The organism is Amycolatopsis sp. NBC_00355 (assembly GCF_036104975.1).
Lineage (GTDB): Bacteria > Actinomycetota > Actinomycetes > Mycobacteriales > Pseudonocardiaceae > Amycolatopsis.
In genome coordinates, this window is record NZ_CP107982.1 from 2902585 (window position 1) to 2928509 (window position 25925).

At 70.7% G+C, this 25925-nt stretch carries 25 protein-coding genes; 8 read left to right on the forward strand and 17 right to left on the reverse strand.

Translation table 11 applies throughout. From position 1 onward, the window contains the following. Positions 1-2 precede the first annotated feature (2 nt). From OHS18_RS12065 to OHS18_RS12085, 5 genes are read right to left on the reverse strand one after another with little or no spacing between them, the layout of a single operon-like run. Positions 3-320 (reverse strand): hypothetical protein, encoded by a 318-nt coding sequence (locus OHS18_RS12065; protein WP_328617051.1) that lies wholly within the window; start codon positions 318-320, stop codon positions 3-5. Then, positions 320-817, reverse strand: a complete 498-nt coding sequence (locus OHS18_RS12070; protein ID WP_328452985.1) for a phage baseplate assembly protein V — start codon at positions 815-817, stop codon at positions 320-322. Before OHS18_RS12070 ends, OHS18_RS12065 begins: the two co-directional genes overlap by 1 nt. Then, entirely contained in the window at positions 814-1944 is a 1131-nt protein-coding gene (locus OHS18_RS12075; protein ID WP_328617052.1) for a hypothetical protein, read from the reverse strand. The genes OHS18_RS12070 and OHS18_RS12075 overlap by 4 nt, the downstream gene beginning before the upstream one ends. A 9-nt stretch (positions 1945-1953) precedes the next feature. Continuing rightward, positions 1954-2250, reverse strand: coding sequence for a LysM domain-containing protein (locus tag OHS18_RS12080; protein WP_328452981.1), 297 nt, complete (start codon positions 2248-2250; stop codon positions 1954-1956). Next, a complete protein-coding gene (locus OHS18_RS12085) occupies positions 2247-2894 on the reverse strand; it encodes a hypothetical protein (protein WP_328452979.1) in 648 nt (215 codons plus the stop codon). Before OHS18_RS12085 ends, OHS18_RS12080 begins: the two co-directional genes overlap by 4 nt. Before the next feature lie 299 nt (positions 2895-3193). Between OHS18_RS12085 and OHS18_RS12090 the strand changes: the two genes are divergently transcribed. The 5 genes from OHS18_RS12090 (at position 3194) to OHS18_RS12110 (ending at position 9172) form a co-directional block, all read left to right on the forward strand. Continuing rightward, the gene (locus OHS18_RS12090; protein WP_328617053.1) at positions 3194-3721 is read left to right on the forward strand and encodes an amidohydrolase family protein; all 528 of its coding nucleotides are present in this window, start codon (positions 3194-3196) and stop codon (positions 3719-3721) included. Between the two features lie 158 nt (positions 3722-3879). Next, on the forward strand, positions 3880-4689 hold the full coding sequence (locus OHS18_RS12095) for an MBL fold metallo-hydrolase (RefSeq protein ID WP_328617054.1): 810 nt from the start codon (positions 3880-3882) through the stop codon (positions 4687-4689). 32 nt (positions 4690-4721) lie between these two features. Beyond that, complete coding sequence (locus OHS18_RS12100) at positions 4722-5459, forward strand: MIP/aquaporin family protein (RefSeq protein ID WP_328617055.1); 738 nt, start codon at positions 4722-4724, stop codon at positions 5457-5459. Positions 5460-5482: 23 nt separating this feature from the next. Next, the gene (locus OHS18_RS12105) at positions 5483-6418 is read left to right on the forward strand and encodes an NADP-dependent oxidoreductase (protein WP_328617056.1); all 936 of its coding nucleotides are present in this window, start codon (positions 5483-5485) and stop codon (positions 6416-6418) included. A gap of 114 nt (positions 6419-6532) precedes the next feature. After that, positions 6533-9172, forward strand: coding sequence for a helix-turn-helix transcriptional regulator (locus tag OHS18_RS12110; RefSeq protein WP_328617057.1), 2640 nt, complete (start codon positions 6533-6535; stop codon positions 9170-9172). Between the two features lie 3 nt (positions 9173-9175). Here OHS18_RS12110 and OHS18_RS12115 read toward each other — a convergent pair whose 3' ends face one another. Beyond that, a complete protein-coding gene (locus tag OHS18_RS12115; protein ID WP_328617058.1) occupies positions 9176-10063 on the reverse strand; it encodes a patatin-like phospholipase family protein in 888 nt (295 codons plus the stop codon). Continuing rightward, positions 10060-11061: an amidohydrolase family protein gene (locus tag OHS18_RS12120; RefSeq protein ID WP_328452966.1), complete on the reverse strand. Its 1002-nt coding sequence runs from the start codon at positions 11059-11061 to the stop codon at positions 10060-10062. The genes OHS18_RS12115 and OHS18_RS12120 overlap by 4 nt, the downstream gene beginning before the upstream one ends. 86 nt (positions 11062-11147) lie before the next feature. Between OHS18_RS12120 and OHS18_RS12125 the strand changes: the two genes are divergently transcribed. Continuing rightward, positions 11148-11687: a TetR/AcrR family transcriptional regulator gene (locus OHS18_RS12125; protein ID WP_328617059.1), complete on the forward strand. Its 540-nt coding sequence runs from the start codon at positions 11148-11150 to the stop codon at positions 11685-11687. A gap of 181 nt (positions 11688-11868) precedes the next feature. Here the strand turns inward: OHS18_RS12125 and OHS18_RS12130 are convergent, their stop codons facing one another. Continuing rightward, positions 11869-12657: an SDR family NAD(P)-dependent oxidoreductase gene (locus OHS18_RS12130; protein WP_328617060.1), complete on the reverse strand. Its 789-nt coding sequence runs from the start codon at positions 12655-12657 to the stop codon at positions 11869-11871. A gap of 143 nt (positions 12658-12800) precedes the next feature. Between OHS18_RS12130 and OHS18_RS12135 the strand changes: the two genes are divergently transcribed. Continuing rightward, the gene (locus OHS18_RS12135; RefSeq protein WP_328617061.1) at positions 12801-13430 is read left to right on the forward strand and encodes a TetR/AcrR family transcriptional regulator; all 630 of its coding nucleotides are present in this window, start codon (positions 12801-12803) and stop codon (positions 13428-13430) included. Between the two features lie 573 nt (positions 13431-14003). Here the strand turns inward: OHS18_RS12135 and OHS18_RS12140 are convergent. From OHS18_RS12140 to gvpO, 7 genes are read right to left on the reverse strand one after another with little or no spacing between them, the layout of a single operon-like run. Continuing rightward, the gene (locus OHS18_RS12140) at positions 14004-14729 is read right to left on the reverse strand and encodes a GvpL/GvpF family gas vesicle protein (protein WP_328617062.1); all 726 of its coding nucleotides are present in this window, start codon (positions 14727-14729) and stop codon (positions 14004-14006) included. Continuing rightward, positions 14726-15103 (reverse strand): gas vesicle protein GvpJ, encoded by a 378-nt coding sequence (gene gvpJ, locus OHS18_RS12145; protein ID WP_328617063.1) that lies wholly within the window; start codon positions 15101-15103, stop codon positions 14726-14728. The genes OHS18_RS12140 and gvpJ (OHS18_RS12145) overlap by 4 nt, the downstream gene beginning before the upstream one ends. Beyond that, positions 15100-15369: a gas vesicle protein K gene (locus OHS18_RS12150; RefSeq protein ID WP_328617064.1), complete on the reverse strand. Its 270-nt coding sequence runs from the start codon at positions 15367-15369 to the stop codon at positions 15100-15102. Before OHS18_RS12150 ends, gvpJ (OHS18_RS12145) begins: the two co-directional genes overlap by 4 nt. A gap of 10 nt (positions 15370-15379) precedes the next feature. Then, positions 15380-15565, reverse strand: coding sequence for a gas vesicle protein GvpJ (gene gvpJ / locus OHS18_RS12155; RefSeq protein ID WP_328452951.1), 186 nt, complete (start codon positions 15563-15565; stop codon positions 15380-15382). Then, positions 15562-16530 carry a GvpL/GvpF family gas vesicle protein gene (locus OHS18_RS12160; RefSeq protein WP_328617065.1) on the reverse strand — a complete coding sequence of 323 codons (969 nt, stop codon included), beginning with the start codon at positions 16528-16530 and terminating at the stop codon, positions 15562-15564. Before OHS18_RS12160 ends, gvpJ (OHS18_RS12155) begins: the two co-directional genes overlap by 4 nt. Then, positions 16527-16877: a gas vesicle protein gene (locus tag OHS18_RS12165; protein WP_328617066.1), complete on the reverse strand. Its 351-nt coding sequence runs from the start codon at positions 16875-16877 to the stop codon at positions 16527-16529. The genes OHS18_RS12160 and OHS18_RS12165 overlap by 4 nt, the downstream gene beginning before the upstream one ends. A 22-nt stretch (positions 16878-16899) precedes the next feature. Further along, the gene (gene gvpO / locus OHS18_RS12170) at positions 16900-17241 is read right to left on the reverse strand and encodes a gas vesicle protein GvpO (protein ID WP_328452945.1); all 342 of its coding nucleotides are present in this window, start codon (positions 17239-17241) and stop codon (positions 16900-16902) included. A gap of 582 nt (positions 17242-17823) precedes the next feature. Here gvpO and OHS18_RS12175 point away from each other — a divergent pair. Continuing rightward, the gene (locus OHS18_RS12175) at positions 17824-18576 is read left to right on the forward strand and encodes an alpha/beta fold hydrolase (RefSeq protein ID WP_328617067.1); all 753 of its coding nucleotides are present in this window, start codon (positions 17824-17826) and stop codon (positions 18574-18576) included. Between the two features lie 647 nt (positions 18577-19223). On the opposite strand, the gene OHS18_RS12180 is transcribed toward OHS18_RS12175, so the two are convergent. Both OHS18_RS12180 and OHS18_RS12185 read right to left on the reverse strand, forming a co-directional pair. Beyond that, positions 19224-19556, reverse strand: a complete 333-nt coding sequence (locus OHS18_RS12180) for a hypothetical protein (RefSeq protein ID WP_328452941.1) — start codon at positions 19554-19556, stop codon at positions 19224-19226. Between the two features lie 17 nt (positions 19557-19573). After that, positions 19574-25858 carry a PA14 domain-containing protein gene (locus tag OHS18_RS12185; RefSeq protein WP_328617068.1) on the reverse strand — a complete coding sequence of 2095 codons (6285 nt, stop codon included), beginning with the start codon at positions 25856-25858 and terminating at the stop codon, positions 19574-19576. Positions 25859-25925: the final 67 nt, after the last annotated feature.

Consider the following 25925-nt stretch of genomic DNA (forward strand, 5'->3'; position numbering starts at 1 on the left):
GCTCACATCCCCCTGACGCGCTGCTGGGTCACGGTGACGACCAGCGGCGTGCCGGTCGGCGTGCACACGGACCGGCTGTCGGACAGCAACACGGGCACCCCGCCGGCCCGCACCCGGACCGCGCCGACCCACTGCGCGCTGACGCACGGCCCGTTGCCGGACGGCAGCGTGAAGGGACAGCCCGCGACCGTGTGCACGGTCGTGGCGGGCAGCACCGGCGCGCCGCCGAGCCGCACCCGCGGCTGGACCGCGGTGGGCTGTGCCGGGCCGCCGTGGGAACAGGTCACCACCGCCCCGGCCTGGATCAGGAACCCCGGCATCAGGTCACCTCCAGCGCACCGTTGTTGACCGACACCGACGCCGGCGTCAGCGCGACGCTCGACGTGCCGGCGGTCAGCTCGATCCCCCCGGCGGACAACGAGAAGCGCAACGCGGTGGGCACGACGGGCGGGGAGACCTCGATCGTCAGGCCGCCCGTCCCCGGCAGGTCGTCGGCCACGACCTCCACGCCGTCGGTGCGGAACACCTTGGCCGTCGGCAGCCCGGCGCTCCGCGGCAGCTGGCCGGTGGACCAGAAGCACCCGGTCCAGATCGGCGAGTCCGGGTCACCCGCCTCGAACTCCACCCAGATCGCGGCCCCGACCGGCGGCACCGCGACGAGCCCCACCCCCGGGCCCGCGTAGGGCACGCACGGCAGCGCCCAGCTCATCCGGCCGTCACCCAGGACCGCCGGGCAGCTGACCTGGACCCGCGCCAGCCGCAACGGGTCCACGTTGGCCACGACGGTGCCGCGGTACTTGCCGAAGAACGTCTTCACGGCCGCACCACCACCGTCGTCGAACCGACACCTTCGCGCGTCAGCGTGAAATCCTGGGTGTAGGAACCCCGCGCGATCGAGTGCGTGACGCCGCGGACCCGGTACAGCCCGTCGTGCTGCCAGCCGACACCCCGCACTCCGACGGTCTGCCGGGGCCGCAGGACACCCGGGTACCGGGTGCTGTCGACCTTGCCGGTCGCGGTCACCGCGTCCGCCGACTCCTCCGCCCGGGCGTTCGCCGTGGCCAGCGCCTCCGCGGCACTCGCGCCACTGTCCCGGTAGGACACCGTGCGGGCGCCGGCGCCGTTGGTCAGCCGGACCGGCCGGACCGCCAGCGGCGGCCGGCCGCCGCCGAGCCCGACCACCGGCACGGCCCGGTTGGTCCGCCGGTCCTGGACGAAACCCCGGACCGACGCGGGCGCCAGCCCGTCCACCCGGAACGAGAGGCTCTCGACGTTGCCGAACGGCGCGGCGCCGTAGGACACCGCCGGCGCGACGTCCCCGCTCGGCACCGCGGGACCCCAATAGGCCGTGCTGGACCGGGGAAGCGGCCCGGCGGCGAGGTGGAACACGTACCCGTGCCGGGCCGCCATCGCGGTGAGGTGGCCGAGATCGGTGCCGGTCTGCACGGCGACCCGCTCGACCGGCGTCGGCACGTCGGCCGAGGGAGGCGGCACGACCAGCGGGACGATGCCGTAGCGCCCGTACCGCGCGAGCAGGCGGGCGGCGATCACGGCGTCGCTCTGCGCGGGGTACTCCGCGTTGCGTTCCTCGACGTCCATCAACACCCCGAGGTCCTCCCCCGTCACCACGAGCTTCGGCGGGTCGACGGTGAGCTCCCGGCAGGTCACCACGCCGTCGATCAGCACGTGCGGCAGCCCGGCCACCGTGACGACCACCACCACCCGGTGGAACCGTTCGAACAGGCCGCGCGAGAGCACCGGGTAGTCCGCGACGGCCGCGATCCCGGACCGCCCGTCGGCGACGACGAGCTGGAAGCCGGAGCGGCCCGACTCGGACAGCCGCACCTCGGCGGTCTCGATCTTCGCGGTGACGTCGGCGGGTACGGGCAACGGCACCCCCGCGCCCGACAGGACGGTCAGGGTCGTTTTGACTTCGTGCGCCACCGATCCTCCTCAGGCCACGGGGAACGGGATGCGCACGGCCGTGCCGATCCGGTCTTCGCCGGTCAGCTCGTCCGGGTGCAGCACGGGGTTCGCGTCGCACAACCGCCAGAACAGCTCGGCGTCGCCGAGGTGGTCGGCGCTGATCAGGTCGGGGCGGTCGCCCCGGGTCAGCACGTGTTCCGCCACGACGTGCAGGTCGTCGACCTGGGGCAGGAACCGGCGGCGCAGGTACCGGCACGGACGCCCGTCGGCCGTCTCCAGCGACGCGACCTCGGCTCCGTGGTAGCGGCTCGCTGGATCCGTCACGACAGCACCGCGCGCGTCACCGCGGCGACCACGGGCGCCGCGACCCCCGCCACAGCGGACCGGGTCGCGAGCGCCTCCTTGGCCACCTGGTGGGCGAGGAAGATGTGGTGCCCGGCATCGGTGACCGGCAGGTCGTTGTAGGACAGCACCCGAAGGCTCAGCTGCACCTGGGCACGCACGGGGTTCAACGCGGCGTCGAAGGCCTGCTCGGTGATCGTGAAGGCGGTGAGCCGCACCGGCAGCACACGCGTCGCGCCCCACACCAGCAGCGTCAGCGGAGCCGCCGTGGGCAGCAGTTCGATGGTCCCCGCGGCGGCGAGCGCCTGGTTGCCCAGCACGGTCGCGGTCTTCGGGTAGAGCAGCATCTCCAGCGCGGCGAGCGGCCCGTGCACGTCACCGGCCGCCAGCGGCCCGGTCGCGTCCGCGGCGTCGATCTCCGCGGTCAGGCTGATCACCTCGACCGGGGCTCCCACGATCGGCGGGTTGGGATCGGCCTCGTTGCCCGGAACGGTCCGCAGGGTGAGCGACCGGGACAGCTCGTCCGGGTTGTACTGGAAGACGATCAGCCCGGCGACGGGGTTGCGCACGTCGAAGGCGACCAGCGCACCCCGCGACGGCCGCGGTGAACTCGACAGCTCCGCCATCAACCCCGCCCCGGTCCGGTCCCGAATCGCACGCGCCGATGGTCCGGCCCGGACGTCACCCCGGCGTCACCGGCGTAGCCCCGGCGGCCGCACCGGCGGCGGCCATGCCGGCATAAGGCCGTGTGCCCGCCGTGACACACCGGTGACACCGTGCCCGGCAGCTTCGGGGTGTCCGCGGACACCCGACGCGACCGCCTTTCGGGTCGACAGCCAACCGTGACCGGCGGCCAACTCGGCTACGCGCCGGACGACATCGCCGATCGTCCGGCCGGGCGTGGCGGAAAGCATCCGCCACGCCCTTGCCGATCCCCGGCCGATTTCCCGGGCGGTTCCGGGGGTTCGCGGCCCTCGCGACGTCCACGCCCTCGGCGGCGGCCGACGAACTGCGCCGGGCCGTCGCGAACCTCGGGTTCGACGGGGCGCTGGTGCACGCGAACTCCCGCGGCCAGGCCCTCGACGAGCCGCGCTTCCGGGACATCTTCGAGGCCTACTACCGGCGCTTCGGCGGCCCGGAGGACGAGCTGCTGGCCACTGGGACGTTCGGCTGGCACCACGACGCCGGGCTTACCGCGCTCCGCCTGATCGTCGCCGGGGTCTTCGACCGGTTCCCGGGGCTGCAGCGCGAGCACGACCGGCTCAAGAAGGTCCTGACGGATCCCGCGTCGCTACCTCCCTTGCCGGCGTACCGCCTGCGGCGTCGGCCAGGCTCGGCCTCGCCAAGGCCGCGGTGGCCCGGGACCGCGAGAACCGCGAGAGCGGGTGCCGCACCAGCGCTGGGGCCGGCCGGAGCGCTTAGGGGTTGCACTAGGGGTCTTGACACAACTTAGCTGGGACGTAGATCAAGTGCCGGCCGCCCGAGAACGAACCCGCTTGGTGCCGACAGGCCGGTTCAGAACACCGAGCGGACACCGAGCGGACCTACCGCAGCGGCGCCGGCTTGCTCCGGATGAACCCATTCCTCAGCCTGACACACGAAAGGATGCTCATGTCGCCCGATCTGTCCTACAAGGTGCATACCGCCGGGGAGCCCGGTATGCACAAGACCTCGGTTCTGGTGACGGGAGAACGGGACGCTCTCCTGATCGACGGTCAGTTCACGCTCGCCGAGCAGCACCGGGTGCTGGCCGACGTCATCGACTCGGGCAAGCGGCTCAAGACGGTGTTCGTCAGCGCCGCCGACCCCGACTACTACTTCGGCCTTACCGTCGTCCGGCAGGCGTTCCCGGACGTCGAGGTGATCTGTACCCCCGCGACCCTGGCCAAGATCGAGCAGACGTGGCGGCACAAACTCGAGACCTGGGCCCATCTCGGGACCAACCTGACCTCCGACGTCGTCATCCCCGCGCCGGTCGGCTCGGGCCGCTTCGAGCTGGAAGGCCACACCTTCGAGATCCGCGGCGCCCACCCGGACCTGGAGTGGCGCACGGAATACGTGTGGCAGCCCGAGGACCGCGCCGTCTTCGGCGGCGCGCTGCTGTGGGCGGGATTGCACGCCTGGATCGCGGACTCCCCCACCGCCACCGAACGGGCCGCGTGGGACGAGGTCCTGGCCCAGGTCGAAGCGCTGGACCCGCGGCTGGTGGTGGCCGGCCACGCGGCCGCGGCCGCGCCGACCGACGCGTCGGTGATCGCCGAGACGCGCTCCTACCTGGCCGCGTTCGACAAGGAACTGGCCGGCGCGACCGACTCCGCGACGCTGCGGGCCGCCATGCTGCGGCACCACCCGGACCTCGGTCTCGGTGTCGCCCTGGAGCTCGGCAGCAAGGTCGCCACCGGCGAAATGACCTGGGGTTGAGCGGATCGGCCGCCGGACGGGGCCCGGGTGCGGTGCCGTGGCGTCACGCCGCGGTGGAAGGCGTGTTGACGGCGGTCTTGATGTTCGTCGTGGTGACGGTGACGCGCTGGCTCCTCGACCCGACCTCCCCCGTGTACGTCGCCGACCTGCGCCTGGCCCTGGCCGTGATCGGCGGCTTGGTCGCGCTCGTCCTGCTGGGCCTGATCCTCAGCCCGCCAGGCCGCCGGTCCGGCGCCCACCTGAACCCGGCCGTCAGCGTCGCGCTGTGGCTGATGCGGGCCTTTCCCGGCCGCGCGGTGCTTCCGTACGCGGTGGCGCAGCTGCTCGGCGCGCTCGCCGGCACCGCACTGGCCCGCCTCGCGTGGGGGCCGGTGCTCGACGCGGCGGCCCTCAGCGGCGGGCTGGCCCAGCCCGCGCCCGGGCTGCCCGTCCCGGCGATCTTCGCGATCGAGGCGCTCAGCTTCGCCGCGGTGACGCTGCTCGTCGGCTTCTTCCTCGTCCACCCCGAATACGTCCGGCCCATGCCCTACGCCGTCGCCGCGGCGGTCGGGCTGATCATCGCGCTGCTCGGCCCGATCAGCGGCGGCGCGGCCAACCCGGCGCGCCAGCTGGGGCCGGCGCTGGTCAGCGGGAACACCGCGAACCTGTGGGCCTACCTCACCGCGCCGCTGCTGGGCGCGGCGCTCGGCGCCCTCGCCCACCGCTTCCTGATCCCCCACTGCGCGCCCCCGCGGACCCACTGCCTCAGCGGCCGCCCCGCACCCAGCTGATCCCCACCCGAAACGGAACCACCATGTACGTCATCGAGGTCCCCGCATACGGCGGCCCGGAAGTCCTGCGGCTCACCGAGCACGCCGACCCCGCGGCCGAAGCCGGCCTGGTCCGGGTGCGGCTGGGGGCGACCACGGTCAACCAGGCCGACGTGAAGATCCGGTCCGGGGCGGCCGCCGGCCGGCTCGGCACCCTGGTGCCGCCCTTCGTCCTGGGCTTCGACCTCGCCGGCACCCTGATCGACGACGCTCCCGGCCTGCCCGCGGGCACCGTCGTCGCCGGTTTCCTGCCCTGGTTCGAGCTCGGCACCGGCCGGGGCACCTACGCCGAGATCGTCGTCGCCGACCCGAGCTGGCTCGCCCCGGTCCCCGCCGGGGTCGACCTGGTCGACGCCGCATCCGTGCCGTTGAGCGCCCAAACCGCCCAGCAGGCCGTCGACCTGCTCCGGCTGCCGGCCGGCGCGACGGTGTTCATCACCGGCGCGGGCGGGGTCGTCGGACGCTTCGCCATCCAGCACGCCGCCGCCCGGGGACTCGAGGTCATCGCCTTGGCCGGTCCCGGCGAGCAGGACGAACTGCGCGCACTCGGCGCCCGGCACACCGTCGCGCGCGGCGCCCCGAGCGACGTCACCGCGGCTCTCCGGCGCCTGCTTCCGGACGGGGTCGACGGCGTCTTCGACACGGCCCTGCTCGGTGACCCGCTGCTGCCCGGTGTGCGCAAGGGCGGGAGCTTCGTCTCCGCGTCCCAGCCCCGGGTCCCCGCGCCCGAACGCGGCATCCGCGTGTCGGCCGTCCACGGTGCACCGGACGGCATCCAGCTCGGGGAGATCCTGGACCGGCTGGCGACCGGCCGGCTCACCACCCGCGTCGCCGGGGTCCTGCCGCTGGACAAGGCGGCCGAAGCCCACCGGCAGACCGAGGCAGGCAGCCTGGCGGGGCGGCTCGTGCTGACGATCTGATCCCCCGATCCGGCGTCCTCGCCGGGCGTGCGTGTACACGATCGCGGATCCGTGTCAGGATGCTGATCTTCACACCGCGCCGGTACGGCGATCCTCTGGGGACGACGAGAGGGGATGGCCACCATGGTGCCGGCCGAACGGACCCGCCACCTCGACGCCCTGCGCGACTCCTTCGAGGCGTGCGCGAGCGGCGGCGGCAGCCGTGTCGTTGTCGTGTCGGGGCCGGTCGGCAGCGGCAAGACCGCCCTGCTGCACACGTTCGTCGAAACCCAGGTGGGCAGCGGGACGCCGGTCCTGTCCGCGACCGGTTCGGCCGGCGAGCGGTCCCGGCCGCTGGGGGTGATCGGCCAGCTCTTCGGGAGCGTGGGCCGCCGGTCCGGGTTCGAGCTCGTGGCGGCCACCCCGGACATGGACGACGTCTGCTCGCTGCTGTCCGACGTGGTGGGCGACGAGCCCGCATTGCTGTGCGTGGACGACATCCACCACGCCGACGACCGCTCGCTGGAGACGTTGCTCTACCTGCACCGGCGGCTGCGCGGTACCCGGGTGCTCATCGTGCTCACGGCGCCAGGGCTGCCGTACACCGGCAACACCGTCTTCGACGTCGAACTCGGCCGCCACCTGCCGGTCCGGCACCTGCCGCTCGAGATGCTCACGACCGCCGGCATCGCCGAACTCCTCGGCGAGCCGGCCGGCTGCCCGCTCGTGGCGGACTACGCCGACCTCTCGGGCGGCAACCCTCTCCTGGTCACCGCACTGCTCGGCGAGCGAAGGCCCGGCGACGGCGAGACGGGCCCCGGCCCGTCCCGGCCGGGGCCCGGGTTCGCCGCCGCCGTGAGCGCGTGCCTCCACCGGGTCCCCGCCCCCGCGCTGCAGGCCGCGCGCGGCCTGGCGGTGCTCGGCCCGACGTGGCCGCACCTGCTGGCCGACGTCGCCGGCCTGAGCCAGGAGGCGCTCGACCGGGCGCTCGGCACTCTCGCCGAGGTCCGGTTGCTGCGGGACGGCGGGACCTTCCGGCACCCGGTGATCCGGGACGCCGCGCTGACGAGCCTGGCCGAAGCCGATCGGGCGGCCACGCACCTGCGGGCGGCGTCGGCGCTGCGCCGCGAGGGTCTCGACGCCGCTGCGATCGCGGGACACCTGATCGAAGCCGAGGCGCTGGTGGAGCCCGGCTCGTGGCCGGCCGAGGTTTTCGCCGGCGCCGCCGGGGACGTCCTGCACGACGACCGTCCCGAGCTCGCGATCCGCTACGCCGAGGCCGCTCTGCGAGCGACCGGCGACCAGCGCGTCCGCTCGGCTGCGTTCGCCACTCTGACCCGCGCCCAGTGGCAGATCAACCCGTCGGCCGCCGGGAGTCACCTGCCCGAACTCCGGACCGCGTTCCGCGCCGGCCACCTGAGCGCCGAGGACACCCGGGTGCTGCTGAACGTCCTGTCGTGGAACGGCAGGACAGCCGAGGTACGCGACACGCTCGACCGGATCGCGGACGAGGGGGACGCGGCGGATCCGCGGCTGTCGGGCACGCTCGCGGCAGTCCGGAGCTGGTCGCGCCACTTCGCCCCGGCCGAGTCACGTCCCGCCTGCTCGCCCGACGGTGCCGGCAACCCGGCGGCGGCCGACTCCGTACTCGAGGACTTCGAGCACCAGGGCGTCGACGTCGCGCTCCTGCTGTCCACCTTGCTGACGCTGATCCACGCGGACCGGCTCGCGGCGGCCCAGGCGTGGTGCGACCGGCTGCTCGCCCGGTTCGCCGGCCGAGAACAGCTGCTCCTGCGGGCGGTGCTGACCGGCGTGACCGCCGACATCGCGCTCCGCCGCGGCGACCTGCCCGAGGCCAGGAACCGGGCGGCCGAGGCACTCGGCCTGATGTGCCCGGGGAGCTGGGGCGTGGTGCTCGGCTACCCCCTGGGCACCCACGTGCTGGCCAGCGTCGCCCTGCGCGAGTTCGGTGAAGCCGACGCCCTGCTTCGCCGGCGCACCAAGCCGGAGATGCTCGACACCACGTTCGGTCTCGGCTACCGGCACGCCCGCGGCCACCACGCCCTGGCGACCGGCCGGCCCCACGCGGCGCTGCAGGACTTCCTCGCCTGCGGGGAGCTGGCCGTCGAGTGGGACGTCGACCATCCGGCACTCGCGCCGTGGCGCACCGGCGCGGGCCAGGCGTACCTGGCTCTCGGCCGCACGTCGGAGGCGCTGGCCATGTTCGACGACGAGATCGCGCACGCCCGGGGCAAGGCATCCTCGGTGCACGCCGCGGCGCTGCGCCTGACCGGCCACGCCGACCCGGAGGCCGACCGGCTCGCCCTGCTGCAGCAGTCGGTGAGCCTCCTGCAGGGGTCCGAGCACCTGCTGGAACTGGCGACGGCGCTGGCCGAACTGAGCAACGAGTACTACGAGCGCGGAGACTCGAAACGCTCACGGACCACCGGGCGACGCGCGATGGAGGTCGCACAGCGGTGTGAAGCCACCGGCATCACCCGCGACCTGCTGCTCAGCGGTGACCGCTTCGACCTCACCGGCCTGCTCGAGCCCGACGAGGATCCGCACCGGGAGCTGACCGCGCGGGAAGCCGGCGTGGCCCGGCTGGCGGCCGACGGACTGAGCAACAAGGCGATCGGCCAGAAGCTCTTCCTGTCGGTGAGCACCGTCGAACAGCACCTCACCAAGGTCTTCCGCAAGCTCGACATCAGTCGCCGAGCCGACCTGATCGGCATTCTCGGGCAACGACAGTCAGGCAAGTCGGGATCCCGCTGACCATCAGAAGTCCCAGACGGCCCGGATCGCTGCCGCCTCGCGTTCGGCCTGACGCCTGCCGATGTGGAACGCCCGGCCGGCGGTCTCCGGATCCATCATCTTCACCGGCGCTTCGAGGTCGCCGAAGTCGGGGTCGACGGCCACCAGCCGGGTGTTTTGGCGCAGCTGCGCCACTTCGGCGTCCGCCTTGATCGTCGAAGGGGATCGATCGCTGCCGGGCGCGCCACCCGGGGCCTCGATCGGCAGGCAGGACACGACCACGAGAACGTCGCTCGGTGGCGCCGCCGCGGCGTTCAGGTGGTTCACGATTCCGCCGTCCATGTAGCGGTTTCCGTCGATGGTGACGGTGGGGAACAACATCGGTACGACACAACTGGCCGCGACCGCGTGCAGCAGCGGAACACCGGATTCTTCGCCCCACACGACAAGCTCGCCGGTGCCGGTGTCGATCGCCGTGCAGCGGAACCCCGCGGGCCAGGCGACACCGTCGAGTGTTCCGAGCAGGCCGAGGTAGTCGTCTTCGCTGAGTGTGGTCGACGCTTCCCGTGCCGCGGCGCCGATCGCTCGCAGCGCTTGCCGCGGATCGGCAGCGAAGACGGCTTGGCGCGACGCGTCCAGGAAGTTCTGCGACCCTGCTCCCAAGCTGTCGAAGTCGAGCTTCTGCCCCACCTCCGCCAAGACGGCGAGCGCGTCGGTGACGTCACGGCCGCCGGCGAGCATCGCACCGACCAGGGATCCCGCCGACGTTCCCACGATCGCCGGTGCTTCCGCCAAGTCGGCACCGGCTTCACGCAGCCCGGTGAGCAGACCCGTCTGCCAGGCGACGCCGACGGTTCCGCCGCCGCCGAGAACGACCGCGCGGGTGGGTGAGCCATTTCCGTGAAGAGTCATTGCTGTTCCTTCCGTGATGTGAGGTCGATACCGAAAAGGGCGCAGGCGTTGCCCGCGGTGAACTTGTCGCGGTCTTCGCCGGCCGGGAACTCGGCGAGGAACTTCTCGATGTCCGTCCTGGCCGGCCGCCGGAAGGGGTAATCGGTCGAGAACAGCAGCCGGTCGGGCGTCGTGACCGCCAGGACATGGCGCAGCAGCGCGGGATCGAACATTCCGGAACTGGTGATGTGGATGTTGGCGCGGACGTAGTCCGACACCTTCCGGTCCAGACCCGCGACGCTCGAGAGGCCGTCGGCGCGGTCGGTCCAGAACAGCAGCAGTTCGCCCCAATGGCCGAGCACGAGCTGCAGGCCGGGATGGCGATCGAAGGTGCCGCGGACGATCAGGCGCAACGCAGCGACCGCGGCCTCCAGGTGCCACCCCCAGCCGAACGTCGCCAAGGCCAGATCGGTCAACGGGTCGAAGCCGCCGTAGACGGCTTCACGGACTGTGCGCGAGGGAATCTGCGGGTGGAGGAAGATCGGCTGCCGCAGGGCCGCGGCGGTGCCGAACAGGTCGTCGTAGCGCGGGTCGTCCAGTGGCGTTCCGGCCGTGCGCCCGTAGACCATCGCTCCGACGAACCCGAGAGCGGCAGCGCGTTCGAGCTCGGCGGTGGCGGCCTCCGGGTCCGCCATCGGCAGGGTGCAGAAGGCCCGCAGCCGCGTGGGGTGCCGCCGGACCGCCTCGGCGGCGATGTCGTTGGCCCGGGTGCTGAGCGTCTTCGCGTCCGCCGGCTCCAGTGGGTGTGTCCCGGGTGGCGCCAGCGAAAGGATCTGCAGGTCGACGCCCTGGGCGTCCATCGCTGCGATCCGGGCGTCGCCGAGGTCGTCGAGGCGCTCGAGGTTGTCGCCCAGCTCGTCGAGCACGACGCTCGGGTCACCGCGGTCTTCCGGGAGTGCCTTCACCGCCGAGGTGAGCTCGGGCAGGTTCCAGTGTTCTTCGATCGCGATGAGTGCCACGCCAGGTCTCCCCGGTCCGGGCAGTCCGCTCAACCGCCGTTGAGCGAGACAGTACACGAATCGCTCAACGCCTGTAGAGTGATTTCATGACCGAGACGTCCCGCGATGCCAAACGCGCCCGCACCGCACAGCGGATCCTCGAGGCCGCCCGACAGGAGTTCGCGGCCCGCGGCTTCGAGGGCGCGACGATCCGGGGCATCGCCGGCGTGGCGGGCGTGGACGCCTCGCTGGTGATGCAGCACTACGGCTCGAAGGCGGCCCTGTTCACCGCCGCGGTCCAGCTGCCCGGCGAGGACGCCCAGAGCGCCGCCGAGCACCTGCTGGAGGTCCTCGCCAACCGGCTGCGCGAGCTGCCCCCGGAGACGAGCGCACTCGTCCGGTCCATGCTCACGGTGCCGGAAGCCGCCGACACGATGCGGGCTTACCTCGACGAACGCGTCGACAACCTCGCCAGGTCACTGGAGGGCGACGACGCCCACCTACGCGCCCTGATCACCGTGAGCGGCATCCTCGGCCTGACGATCACGCAGCACTTCCTGAAGCTACGCGCCTTCGACGATGCTTCCCACGAGTCGCTGCTGCAGGCCGCGCGCGGCTGGACCGAATACTTGTCACGCGACTCGTAGGACCGATCAGCAGAGACCGCCCGCAGCCCGTTGCCGTCGCGCGGACGTGCTCGGGCTTGGGCGCCGGACGCGCGGATCGTGGTGGGTTCGGGCCGGCGCCTCGACGTTGGGCGCGGTCGCCCCGTGAGCGTGGAGCTCGAGCTGCGCCGACCGAGCTACCCGCTTCACCCGGGCAAGACTTTCACGGAGTCTTGAGGACGCCCCCGTCGACGATCCAGTTGGAGCCGACCGCGCTGGGCATCGCCGGCGACGCCAGCACCAGCACCGCCCGGGCGATCTCAGCGGGTTCGATCAGCTTGCCGGTCACCATTCCCGACTGCTCCGGCATGGCCGCGAGCAACGACTCGTGGTCCACGCCCATGCTCGCCGACAGCCGCCCGATGTAGCCGTCCGGGCTCGTCAGGATCGCGGTCCGGGTGGCGCCGGGGGTGACGACGTTGACCCGGACGCCCGTCTCCCCCAGTTTCTCCGCCAGCCCGCGGGAGAACGCGCTCAGCCCGGCCTTGGCCGCGGCGTAGGACAGCGGCACCCCACGCGGATCGCGCGCCGAACTCGAGCCGATGTTCACGATCGCTCCCCGAGCCCGCGACAACGCCGGCAGCGCGGCCCGCGTCATCTCCACGGCGGCGCGCAGGTTCAGCGCGAGCACGTCGTCCCACGCCGCGCCGGAACCGCCGACGGGGTCGAGGAGGTCCGCGTCGGACGCGTCCCCGCCGCCCGCGTTGTTGACGAGCACGTCGAGGCGCGGGTCGCTCGCGAGCACGGTGTCGAGCACCCGCCGCGGCGCGCCGGGGTCGAGGAGGTCGGCGGACACGAACGTCGCGCCGGTGGCTTCGAGCTCAGGGGTGTTCTTCCGCGACACGGCGACGACTTCGGCGCCTTCGGCGACGAACGCCTCGACCGTCGCCAGCCCGATGCCCCGGCTCGCCCCCGTCACGAGGACACGCTTGCCCGCAAGATCCAGATCCATGGTGGTTCTCCATTCGCGTCTGATTTGACTCCACAAATGCTACACCGAAGTCTCATTTAGTCGAGGAATCGAGACGTTGACGCTTCGGATGTAAGCTGATCCGGGACGTCTAGGTCGAGCCGAGCGAGAAGGAGGGGTTCCGGGTGAGCGCAGATGCCGAACCGAGGCGCTTGCGGGCGGACGCGGAGCGCAGCACGGCGCGGATCCTGGCGGCCGCCGAGGAGCTGCTCGCGGCCGACCCGGCCGCCACGCTGGAACGGATCGCCGACGCCGCGGGCCTCGCGCGCGCCACCGTCCACCGCCGGTTCTCGTCTCGGAAGGCCCTGCTGGAGGCGCTGACCGGCGTGCTCAACGAGCGTTACCTGCGCGGGCTCGAGCAGGCACGCGTGGCCACGGCGCCGCCCGTCGCGGCGCTGTACCGGCTGACCGAGCTGCTCTTCGAGCTGAAGGTCGGCAGCCGGGCGATCATGGAACTCACCGCGGACCCGGCCACCAAGATGACACCCCTGAGTCCTGAGGTGACGACCGGGCTGGAGCAGCTGTTCAGCCGGTTGCGCGAAGCCGGCGAGATCACCGCCACCGACACGGCGTGGTGCTGCGCCATCTACCTGGCCGTCGTTCACGAAGCGGCGCAGCTGCCGGCGGACTCACCGGCACTGGGCATCGCGGCGGGTGACGTGGGCGCGCGGACCGACCTGACCTACCGGACCGTGCTGGCCGCACTGGGAGGCGACCGGCCGCACCTCGAGCTTCACGAGGAACCCAGCTCCTGATTTTCGCGCCAGGTACATCGGGTCACGCCGATGTCGGCGACCCCGACCAGTGCGGCAGTGTTCGCCAGCCACACGAAGGCGGCGGCACAGTTGGGCTTTCCTCAGCTTCTCCGTTCCAGTACAAGGAGATCCCAGCCGCTCACCGGAGCACGCGGCGGCTCGCCCGGGCCGCGTTGTCAGCAAGCCGGGATCGGTGCCGGCCGTCGTGCAGGGTGCCGCGAATCCGGCGCCGTAGTCCAAAGTGGATCCGACAACCGGCGGCGTGCCCGGGTCAGAGCTGGCGGCCTTCGCCGCGGGCTGGGCGAGCGGCCGGAACCACACCTCCGTTCGGGCAGCGGTGCCCGGCAGTCGCCGAGCGAGGCGAGGACGCCGTCGGCGGTGAATGGTTGCGACCGCGAGAGCAGAGAAGCCGGCTCGACGTGGGGCCGGTGTCCTGCAGCCCGATCGGCTCGGGCAGGTGGTCGACGCGCAGGCCGTCGACCGGCAGGCGGCAGGACCAGGGCGACGACCAACGCGGCAGCCTTGCGCAGCACTTTCGAGACGTTCACCGGTGAACCCATCTCGGGGGAAGACCTACCAGCCCCACCGCGACGCCTGGCTACCGTCGTCCGGTCCCTTCGGGACAGTGCGCAGAAAAGTGAATGCGGGGAGAGGACCGACGAACCTGCAGTCCACGTCCACCGCGGCGATGGCTGCGACCGCCTCCTGAACCGAGAGCAAATCCTCCTGTCGCACGAGAAGTGCCCGGCGTTCCTCCAAGTGGTCCTGATCATCCAGGGCTTTGACTTCGCACACGTACCGATCCAGAGGCTTCAGCAGGTCGTCGGTACGCGCTTGCCGCCAGCTCACGAGGCGCCGCGCGATCGCTTCGCCCGCTTTGATCCGATCGGTCAGGCCGGCACCGGCGCGGCCCTTCCACCCCGTCGGATCAGCCGAGACGGCCCACAGCGCCGTCTCCTCGTCGAACCGCAAGTACACGTGCGCTTCAGCGAATCCGTCGAGGCGTTCGAGCTCGGCTCTCAGGTGGCGGGCGAGGGGACGGAGGACCTCCGCCCGGGCGGACTCGTCGTCCTCGGCGACGGTTCCCCAGCGCAACGGGACCACTGGTCCCTGCCGCACCAGCGCGGACAGCGTCAGGAGGTGCTGCGTGGCATCGTGCGGGGTCACGTCCCGGCCCACGGGCAGCGGGCTGACCACCAGCGCGAGATCTTCCCAGACGAGAAGCCTGGCCGCGTCGGGCCGGTCCGGGCCGGGCAACGGGTGCCCGGCCCGGACGACACCGTGCAGGTTCAGTCTCATCGCTCGCCTTCGCCGGCGCCGGATGGCGCCGGGGCGGCCTGGGCGAACCCGGGCGTGACGACCGCCTGCTGCGCGAAGCCGACCGGGATGGGAGTGGCCACCGGCAGCAGGCCGTAGGTCCCGGCGATTCCCTGGGTGCCCGGCGCGGGCACGGTGCCCGGCGGGAGGGCCTGCCGCTGCGCCTCGATGCGCTGCATCGCTTCGAGGTATCGGATGTAGGTGTCGACACTGGCGATCACGATCTTGGCCTCGATGGTCAGGATCTCGATGCCGATCACCGAGACCCGGATCGTCGCGTCGATGACGAGTCCTTTGTCCAGCAGGATGTTCAGGGTTTCGGCAAGACCACCGGTGGTGGGGGCGGGAGCGCTCACGGTTGGATCCTCTCGGATTGCTTGACGTGTACCGCATCGGCTTTCCGCTCCGGGACGTCCAGGACGGCGCGGAGCTCTTCGAACTGTCGTCGCAAGGACAGCAATCCCTGGCCGAGCCGCTCGACCTCGACCTCGGTCAGGCTTCCGGACGCCATCCGCCTCAGTGCTTGCCGCTCGAGCAGTTCCGCGACGACTTCGAGTACCGCGAGGACGAGCCGCCCCAGCCCTTGCCCGGTGTCGGCGCTTATCCGCCTCGGTATGTCCACAGTGGAACTCCTACCGGTCGATCTCGTCGACCGCGGCGAGCAGGAGCCGCAGGTCGAGCCGGATCAGGTCGACTCCCGCCAGTGTGATGATCACGTCCCCGTTCACCACGGCACCCCGGGCCACCACGCGGTCCAGCAGATCCACCAGGCTGGTCAGGCCGGCACCCTCGGCGGGAAGCGAAGGCAGATCGTTCACCGCCGCACCTCCAGCTGTGCCGGGGCGAACGAATAGGGCGGCCACGGGCCGGTCGTCCGCGCGGTCATCCCGGCGGTGGCGAGGTCGTCTTCGAGCCGCCGGATCCGACCGTGGAACGTCTCCTCCTGATCTTGGCGGACCAGGTAGGCAGCATCGAAGAAGGCGTGGGGCTGTTCCCGCTGCACGACCTCCGTCGAGCACCCTGCCAACGACTCGTGCAGGGCGTTCACCGCATCGCGCGCAAGCGCTTTCGCGTGCCGGCCGTCGTCCAGTTGCCGGGCTCGCAACGCGAGGTACTCAGTTCCCGAGATTCCCTCGAGAGGAACCTCCCGGATCGACTCCGGATGCGGCTCCGGCCGGACAACGCGCACACCCCATTCGCGGTGGCCATCGACACGTGCGAGCCACTCCGCCACTTCGGCCCGGCGTTCCTCGAGCAGGCGAAGCGCCGCGCGCTCGTCACGGACGACCGTGCCGAACCTGAGGGGCAAGGCCGGGCAGTCGTGGAAGATCGCGCGGATCACCGCGTCGTGCTGACGGGCGAGCATCGCGAGCCGGCTGTCCGGAGCGACGGTGTCCGTCGGACCGGCCTCGTGCTCCAGGCCGGCGAATGCCGCGAGATCGACCTGGGCGACCAGGATGGCGAGATTCTCGTGCACGATCAGACGCACCGCCGGGGCGACGTCGGATCCGGCGACGTTCTCCGGCACCTGGGCGTGCGACCACGTGATGGCGTAGGCACAGAGACCCGGACGAGGCTGCGGGATATCCGGCCCGGGCGCTGGGCCGGACGCTGGGCCGGAGCGGGGACCGGCGGCCCCGGCGAGGATGGCGTCGGTCAGCCGGCGCGTGAGTACCGCCGTCGCCTGATCCTTGGCTGCCCGCAGAGCCGTTTCCCACACTTCCGGCGCGTGGCGCTGCGCCAGCGACGCCACGTCCGCATCGGACTCGGCGCCGGCGGTCACGAGCCCTCTCCCCGGCGAACGGGTTCGGCCGCCGGCTCGGAACCGGCCGCGGTCAACGCGGTCTCGAGCTGCAACACACGGGCGCGAAGTTCCTCCAGTTCACTGGCCGGCCGAGCTTCGGCCGGCAGGACGTCGGCGCGCCTCGCGCCAGGCGAGAAGAAGGGATCGTTCGTCCACCAGTCCATCCCCATCTCACGCGCTGTCTGCGCGGAGGCGATGAAGAGCCTGAGCCGCAGCGTGAGCAGTTCGATGTCGACGACGTTCACGGCGATGTCGCCGACGATCACCACACCCTTGTCCAGCACGCGTTCCAGCACATCGGCAAGGGAACTCGACTGACTGTCCACCTGAAACAACTCCTGCTCTGCGCTACAGATCGGTGGTGCCGCGGGTAAAACGGCGAATTCGCTCGTAGGAGACGAGTTCGCCGGCGCTGTCGACATCGACCCGGTAGGTGCCGATGACGCTCGTGGTAGCGGGTATTCGTTCCAGCTCGACGACGTCGATGAGCACGGACCAGCCTCGCTCGGCGGTCTGGCGCGCTCCTGTCACGCCGTCCGGCTGCCGGCCGGTGATCGCCACGAAAACCTCTGTGGCAGCACGGATAGCACGAGCAGCGGTCAACGCGGACGTCGTCGGGGGAACAGCGGGCGTGGGTTCCGGAGGCGGGTTCTGCGGGAAATCCGAGGTTCCCGATGATGGCACAGTCATCGCTGGTAGGCATCCGAGGCGAGCGCGGCGGCGTTACAGCGGATCCGGGGACCGCCGGACTCCCGCGGAGTCGCGGTGACAGCTGTTCACGGATCCCTGCGGTGTTCGGATCAGCACAGGGCGCCACCCGGCGCAGTTGGCGATGGGCCAACAAGATGGTGACACTGTCGAATCACTCAAAGTAACGAAATAATAACGCTTGATTCCGGAGGTGGCGGGCCTGCGACTCGTCGCCGGCGCTCGCGATCAATGCGGTGCACCAACGACTTGAAACCCGCCACAGTGGACTGGCCAACCGCGCCGACCATCACACCCCCGCCACCATCACGCCTCGGCCGTCCCGGAAGTTCCGCCCAGTCACCGATGGTTGACTATTGACACCCCGCCAGTAAGTATCGAGGCGTGGACGAAGCTGTCCGGACCCTGCGAAAGCGGCTCTTCGCCGCCCTCGGACCGACCCGCGCCCCGGCAGGCGACCCGACCTCGGTTCCCTCGCTCCCCCAAGGCCGGCTGCTCACTTTGCCCGGGCGAGGCGAATTGTTCGTCCGAGATCACCGACCCGCCGACGCGGTCGATCCACCGGTGCTCCTGCTGCACGGCTGGTCGTGGTCATTGGACGTCAACTACTTCGGCGTGATGCCCCGTCTCGTCGCGGACCGAGTCGGATTCTTGGGCTACGACCAGCGAGGACACGGGAGAGGACTTCCCGCCGACCGCCCGTTCGAAATCGAGGACCTTGCCGCAGACGCTTTGGCGCTGCTCGATCTGCTCGGCATCGGCAAGGTCATCGTGTGCGGGTACTCCCTGGGCGGCCCTGTCGGCCTCCACCTCGCACTCTCCTGTCCGGACCGGGTCGCCGGGCTGGTCCTGGCCGCGACCGCGTTGAACTACCGCCAGACTCTCCGCGACCGAACGGTGTGGCGCGTGCTCACTGCCGCGACACCACTGGCCCGCCTCGGTCTCGGCGCTTCGATGTCCGCCCGCTACTTCGGCCTGAGCCGACGGACGTCACCGGATCTCGCGGCGATGTGGCCGTGGCTGCTCGGCGAGCTGGCCCGCACCCCGGTCAGCGGAGTTCTCGCCACCGGGCGCGCGGTCAGCCGATACGATCTGCGCCACCGGGTGGCCGGACTCCGCCGGACACCCGCGGCAATCGTGATCACGACTCATGACACGGTCTGTCCCCCGCGCTCACAGCGGCAGCTCGCCGACCAGCTCGAAGCCCGGCCACTGGAACTGCCGGCCGACCACGACGCTCCCGTGGTGCATCCCGCAGAGTTCGCCGCGGCCGTCATGGCCGGGATCACCGACGTCCGATCACGGGCACCGAAATGATCCATGGGGGCACAACACTTCCTGCACCCTGCTGCCCGGCCACCGGCTCGAGTCGGTTCAAGAGTTCGCCACCGTGGTCGCAACCACAGATCAGCGAAGCGCTACCGGGCGTTCCAACCCATCGCGGGCGGCTTGCTCGGCCGCTCGCGGAGGGACGGACAGCCCCTCGGCCGAAGTGCGGCGTCCAATGAAACTGGTCGACGGCCTCCGGAACCCGAGCGCGCGAACCGGCCCGAGATCCGCCCTACGCCGAGCGCGTCGAATCCGACACTCTCACCGTCCGCCGGCCGGCCATCCGAGTTCGGTGGCCCGGAAGGTGCTCGCGGTCGCCGGCGGCGGGGCCCATTGCGGGTCCGGGTGCGGCATCCCGGCCGCCAACAGGTACAGCGGGGTGTGACCGATGTTGTCCAGGCCGAACCGGGCGGCGATCGGCGAATCACAGAAGGCGCCGGTCTGGGCAGGAGCCAGCCCCAACGCGGTCGCGGTGAGAACGAAGGTCTGACCGAGGTGACCGGCGTTGAGTCCGGATAGATACCGAAGCCGCGCGGATCCCGTTCGCGGTCGTCGCCGCCAGCCGGATAGTTCTGCGCGTGCACGACACCGAGAACCCATCCCGAGGGCCATCGGGCCGACATGTGCCCGCGATGTCAGTCGAAAACCTCATGCCGGATCCGAGCCGCCTCCTCACCATCGAGCCAGCGCAGGCCGAATTTCTCACCGTACCAATCGAGTTCGGCTGCTTCCAGTTCCTGCATCGCGCTTTCCGTCCCGGGGTCCGCCCGATCCTCGTAACGCCAGCCACCGGGCTGTTCCGGATCCCGCCGGGCGAAATCCATGTCCACGTAGGTCACGGCACCGCTTGCCGTGGTCGAGGCGATTTCGGGCACGGTGACGAAGAGATACCCTTGCGATTTTCCCGCATCGACCACTTCGGCGACCCGGTCGGCGAACGGAAACCCGCTCGACGGCTGCGTGTCCATGAACAACTCCCTCTGCGTCAGTGCCGCACATGATAGTTGTTGGTGTACTTGCCCTTGACTCGGCCGGACTCGAAGTTCGACTGCCAGCCTCGCCTGCCCTTGTTCTCCGGTGACCGGTACTGCCGGTGACCACTCTTGGAAACCCAGCGGACGCTTCCCCGTTTGGTGACAGTCTTGGTGGCGCCGCGACCGACCCAGATGCGGCCTGCAACCCTGGATTGGCGGACGCTCGCATGGACACCCTTGTACACGAACCCACGTGACCGCTTCGCGGCCTTGAGAACGGATCCGACTCCCCGAGCGAATTTAACGGCTTTATAAGCGCCGACGGCCAGTGCGCCAACGCCGGCTGTGATCGCTCCGAAGGCGTACATCGCGGCCGCGCCCCAGTTGCCCTGGATGGCATTGCCCACGGCAGCCACGCCACTGGCCACCGCGCCGATCGGGCCCGGGATATTGGAGACGACTTCAGCGACCTTGGTGACCACGGAAACGATCGAACTGAACCACGAGTTGCCGTCGAGGTCCAACGCGTTGACGGGATCGCCGGCCACGTAGTCGTAGTCGTTGGCGGAACCCCCCTCGACCGGGTCGACCGAGAGGAACCGGCCCAGCAGGGGGCTGTACGGGCGGGCGCCCATCTGGACCAGTGACAGCGCGCCGGTGTGCTCGTAGGGCCGCTGGTACTGGCCGAGCCAGCCGTAGTCCATCGAACCCGGCGAGTTGTCCGGCACGTTCTGGGTGTCGACCGCGCCCGAAGGGGCCAGCGGCTGGCCGTACGGGTCGAACGTGCGCAGGTTCCCGACCTGGTGTCCGGCCGAGTCCGTGGACAGCACCAGGTCGCCACGCACCGACGGGTGGTCGAACGACGGCGTGAACGCCCCGTCCGAGCCGACCTTCGACGTGTACAGCAGCCCGCCCGGGAGCGTCAGCGAGAGCGTGGTGAGCCGGCCGCCCGCGTTCAGGGTGAGGTCAGCGCTGTCCCCGTCGCCGGTGTAGCCGTAGCGCACGACGGTGTTGTTGTCGCAGTCTCGCGGATCGCGCCGGACGATGCGGTTGGTCGCGTCGCGGGTGTAGGCGACGTCGGCCGGGTTCGCCCCGGTGGTCTTCGCGCCGATGTTGCGGCCGGACCCGTCCCACCCAAGTGTCGTCGTGCTGCCGTCGGCCGCGGTCCAGCCCGTGGTGTTGCCGTCCGAGTCGTAGGTGAACCCGGCCAGCGCCGTAGCGCCTTCGGTGGCCAGCAGCCGGTCCGCCGCGTCGTAGCAGTAGCGGGTTTCGGCCGTTCCGGCGGCAGTTTCGTCCAGCAGTCGCATCCGGTTGGTGTTCAGCCCGGCGTTCGCCTGGGTCCCAGTCGGGCACGTGGCCGAAGCGCTCGAGGTGAAGTCGTACGTGTAATGGTGGCCCGCTACATAGGCCTCGGCCAATCGGCCAAGCCCGTCGTAGACGTAGTTCGGCGCGTTCGGCCGAGCGTCGGTCCCGGCGAGGGACTCGTCGACTATCGTGCCCGCCGACGTGCGGCCGACCTTGGAGACGACGTCCTTTCCGTCGCTCGTCTTCCAGCCCAGCGAGAGCAGCCGGGCGCCGTTGTCCTTCGTGATGGACGCCAGCGAGGTGCCGTTGCCATAGGTCACCGACGCGAGCTCGCCCGCGTTGTCGTAGCCGACCGACGCGAGGACCTGCTCGCCGAGTTTCTCGGTGAGCACCCGGCCAGCGTCGTCGTAGGTGAACGACACGGTGCGCGGCGGATCCGCCGGGTCCGGCGGCGTCACCGTCGACGACGCGATCCGCCCGACCTGGTCGTAGCTCGTGCCGGTGCGCACACCGTTTACGTCGGTGTAGGCGACGACTCGGCCGAGCAGGTCGCTCACCGTGGTGACAGTGCCCTTGTCGTCGCTGATCGACGACGTGAGCGGGTCACCACCGACCGCGTAGTCGTGCGTCACGGTTCTAGCCGGCGCGTCCTTGCTCGCAGGCACCTTCTCTTGCAGGGGCCGGTCACGGCTGTCGTAACTGGTGCACGTCCAGGCGCCACTGCTCGCCTCGGCGACCACCCGTCCAGACGCGTCGTAGACCTGCTCGTCGATCCGGGCCGGGCCGGCGGCGGGCGCGGTGGACGTGATCAGCTTCGGCATCCCGCCCTGGTTGACCGCAGCACCGCCGGGATCACACGGGTTGACATGGCTTTCGGCGTCGCCGTAGTAGCCGTACACGGTCTTGGCGCCGGTCGCCATGGTCTTGCCGGTCTTGCGTAGGTAGCCCGTCCCGGGGGGCTCGTACGACACCGATCCGGCAACCTTCAGCCCGCTCGGGTCGGCTTGTCCCGATGTCGCGAGGCCATAGGCCGGATCGAGGCCGTTCTCGCCGAACTTGGTGACGCCGACCTTGTCCGCGACGCCATCGGACTCCGACGCCGTAGTCGAGGTCTTCAGACCGTACCGCGGCCGCAGCTGTGTGCCGGGCACGGGCTGCTGGGTGCCGGACGGGGTCGTCCAGTGCAACTCCAGCTGGGCGGAGAGGTCGAACTCGTAGTAGTCGATCCGGATCCGCTTCGCCTGCCCGGCGGCGTCGGCGTGCACGACGCCCTGACGCCACTTCGCCGTGGTGTTGATCCAATCGTCGACGACCAGCTGATCGTCGACCCAGACCCGCACCCCATCGTCGGCGAGCAGCCGCAAGGTGTAGTCCCCGGCCGCAGGGAAGACGATGTCGCCGGTCGCGCGCAGCGAGAAGTGGTCCGCAGGCAGGCCACTGCCCGGCGCGTCGCTGTTCCAGTTCTTCACCAGCGAGCCGTCGGCCGTGCCGAGTCCCGTGGTGTAGGTCTTCGGCGCGCCGGAGAGCTTGTCGTTGTCGTACCACGACACGGCCAGGCCGTTGATGCCCTCGTCGTAGGCGTTGTGCCCGTGCGCCATGCCGCCGGGGCATGTCCCGCTCGGCAGCTGCCCGGCGAAACAGGAAGCGGGCGCCGGGCCGTAGGAGTCGACCGGACGGTCGGCGTAGTCGTACACGGTCGTGGTTTTGCGACCCGCCGGATCCGTCGTGGACAACGACAGGTCCTTGGGCCCCCACTCCTGCGCGGAGACACGACCCGCGCTATCTGTTGTGGACAGCGTGCGATCGGCGTCGTCGTAGGTGACTTTGCCGGAGAAACCAACGGCCGGTGACAACCCCGCGGTGTCGACGTAGGTCGTGCGGTTGGCCGGGTCGTAGCGGTAGCCGTTGCCTTCGCGGGGCTTGCCGATCGCAGCGACCGCCGAGCTGACGTTGGTCACCTTCGGCTTGGCGCCGGTGTCGTAGGTGATGTTCGTGGTGAGGTCGCCTTCGTTGACCTTGCGGTTGGCCGGGTCCGCGGCGATCCAGTCGTTGGCCAGGCTCGACCGCACGCCGGCGAGCAGGCCTGCCGCGTTGTAGCCGTAGTCGCTGTTCTCCGAGCCCGGGTCTTCGATCCGGCCGAGTCGGCCGTTGACGTACCAGAGCCTGGTTTCGGTGCCGTCCCAGTAACTGACGCGGCACAGCATCTGTGACGGCGGCAGCGTCTGGGCACCCGGTGGCGGGGTGACGCCGCCGTAGCAGTCGTCGCCGGCACGGTTGTAGTGCAAGACGTGCGAGCGGCCGGAGACTGGATCCTTGATTTCGCGCAGCCGCGACGGAGCGCCGTCGTAGACGTACTGCAGTGCCGCGGGCTTCCGCGAATCGGTGCTGGCGGACTGGCTCTCGAGCTTGCCATCGCTCCGGAAGACGAACAGGTCGCCGCCGTCGGTCAAGGTGACCTTGCCAGCCGCGTCGAGCGCTAGGACCCCGTCTTCGTCCGCGGGTGGTGTGTAACCGCCGGTGCTCTTCTTGGTCCAGGTGTGCTTGGCACCTGTCGCGTCGGTCAGCACGATGTTCTGGTCGGTGACCTTGGCCTCGGTGTAGCTCGAGCCGTCACCGTCAAGGTCCGCGGAGAGTGTCCAGCCCTGCGGCAACACGGGCAAGTCCGACGTGTACAACCAATCGGCCGGGACGATCTGCGGCGCGACCGTCGTGTTGTCGGCCGTGCGGACGAACAACCGCATCCTGGCTGGGCCGGTGACCTCGGCGCTCTCGACCTTGATCGGCACCCGCTGCCCCGCGGTCAGCGAGACGCTGGTGGCCTGGGTCCAATTCAGGTCGCTCGGGGAGCCGACGTCGTAGACCTTGCCGCCGTTGATCCAGACCACGGCACCGTCGTCGTGGACCCCGGCGAACTGGTAGGTCCCGGTGACCGGGGCTTGGAAGAAGCCTTCCCAGCGGGCGACGAACCAGTCCGCGGGTAACGCCGGCACGAACGGCGAGTCGGTCCCCCAGTCGACGTTCACCTGCGGCTCGGTGCGCACCAGCACCGGCTGCTGCGCGTCGCTGATCAGGCCGTTGTGCGACAGGTCAACGAAGTAGGACGCCTTGAGCCCCTTGTTCTCCACCTGCTGTGAGTTGTACCCGAAGCTCAGGCCGGCGTTACCGCCGACGGTCGTGAACGACGGGGTCTGCTCGTCGGTGGAGACGTTGCCGTTGGCCAGATTGACCGTGACCGGGCCGGCGTCGTCAGTGGGTGACGGGCCGTGTTCGCCGATCCGCTGGTCGATCTTGAAGTGACCGACCCAGGTCGGGGTGATCGTCGTGGTGCCGCTGTAGGTCATCGCCTGCCACGTGTAGGCGACGCCGTCCTGCAGAATCCCTGCCGGGACCGTCCACGTCGGCGTCGTCAGGCAGCCGGACTCGACCACGACACCGGACTTGGCGTCCGCGCCGGTGGCGATGCGGAAGCAGTACTTGACCTGCTCGCCATCCGGGTCGGTCACCGGGTTGACCGACAACGTCGGAGTCAGCGACGTCGACACCGTGCCGTCCGCCGGGCCGACCAGCGTGGGTGCCGGGGCCGGGGAACCGGTGTCCACCGTGAGCGTGGCGTTGAGGTTCTTGTACGTCCACGTGCCGGCGTTCTCCGCGCCGATCATCATGAAGAACACGTTGCCGTCGCGGGCGTTGACCCGCTCGCGGATGAACCCGGTCATGCCTTCGCCGACGAAGCTGCCGACGTCGCCGACCAGGGCGCTGGTCATGTAGCCGCCGACGCCGTTGAAGTTGAACGCTGACGCGTGGTATAGGTTCGCGTTCCACGTCTTCAGCGACCCGACGACGCTGGTGTTGCGGGTCAGGTCCATCCGCGCACCGACCACGGTCTTGCCGAACAACGGCGAGTAGTCCATGTGGAAGACGCTGCGGTTATACGTGTCGCCCTTGGCCTGACTGTTGCCGATCCGCAGACCGCAGGCGTCGCAGTTCGTGCCGTCGGAGCGGTAGGAGTGCGACTCGGTGACGCCGTAGGTGAACGTCGGGTCGACCGACACCGGGTACACGCGCTGGGGGTCACGCAGCCAGTTCGGGTCGACCGCGACGGTCAGCCACCAGTCCGAACCGGCCTTCTCCAGCATGTACACGCCGCCGGTCATCGCGGGCGCGGTCTCGCCGTTGCCCGCGGAATCCCACGTCTCGATCGGCGGGAGCACGATCTTCGCCGCGCCGGCCTTGTCGGCCAGGGTGACGGACCCGTTCTTCTCCAGCTTCGGCGTCAGATCACCGGTGGTGAGCTTGAACTTCCACGACGACCGCCCGTCGGCCGGCGGCCGCTTGAGCTTGATCGTCTCCTTCACCGCGCCCGGCGTGACCTCGTAGTCCAGGTCCGTACCGACGGCGACCTCGGGGTAGGTGACCGAGTCGCCGTTCACCGCGGCCGTGGTCGGGGCGGCCTGGTCCAGAGCCAGGCCGGCGGTGTGGCCGCCGGACTCGACCTGCAACACGGCGGCGTCGTTGGCCTTGGTAGCCAGGGATGGGCTGAGCGGGTGGTTGTCGGCGTCGGCGCGCTTGGTCGCCGGGTCCGTTTCGAGGGTGGTCTGGACCGGCTGCCACTGGCCGCGCTCGTCCTGCACGTTCATCGGCTGGTTCGACTGCCGCACCGAGTGCGTGCCGTCGGCGTTGACGTACTCGGTGGTGAACGTCGTCCGCGACACCGGCGTCGAGCGCTGCGGGTCGAAGTGCGTGCCCGATCCCCCGTCCAACCGGCTTTGCGCCGCGAAATCCGCCTTCGACGGCGCCTGCGGCGCCACCGGCGTGGGCGCGGCCGACGGCAGTAAACCGACGTCACGCGGGTCGATCGGCTTGGGCGCGTCCGTAAGCCGCGGCGGTGCCGCGATGGCTTCGGTGCTGCCGACGAGCAGGGTCATCGTCAGGACGAGCACGAGTGCCCTGACCCAGCGGACCAGATGGACAGGACGCGACAAACGCAGCACGCCAGTTCCTCCCCCGGCGACCGCGGCACTCCGCCGTGGTCGCCCCCAATGGCCCCGCGGGACACAG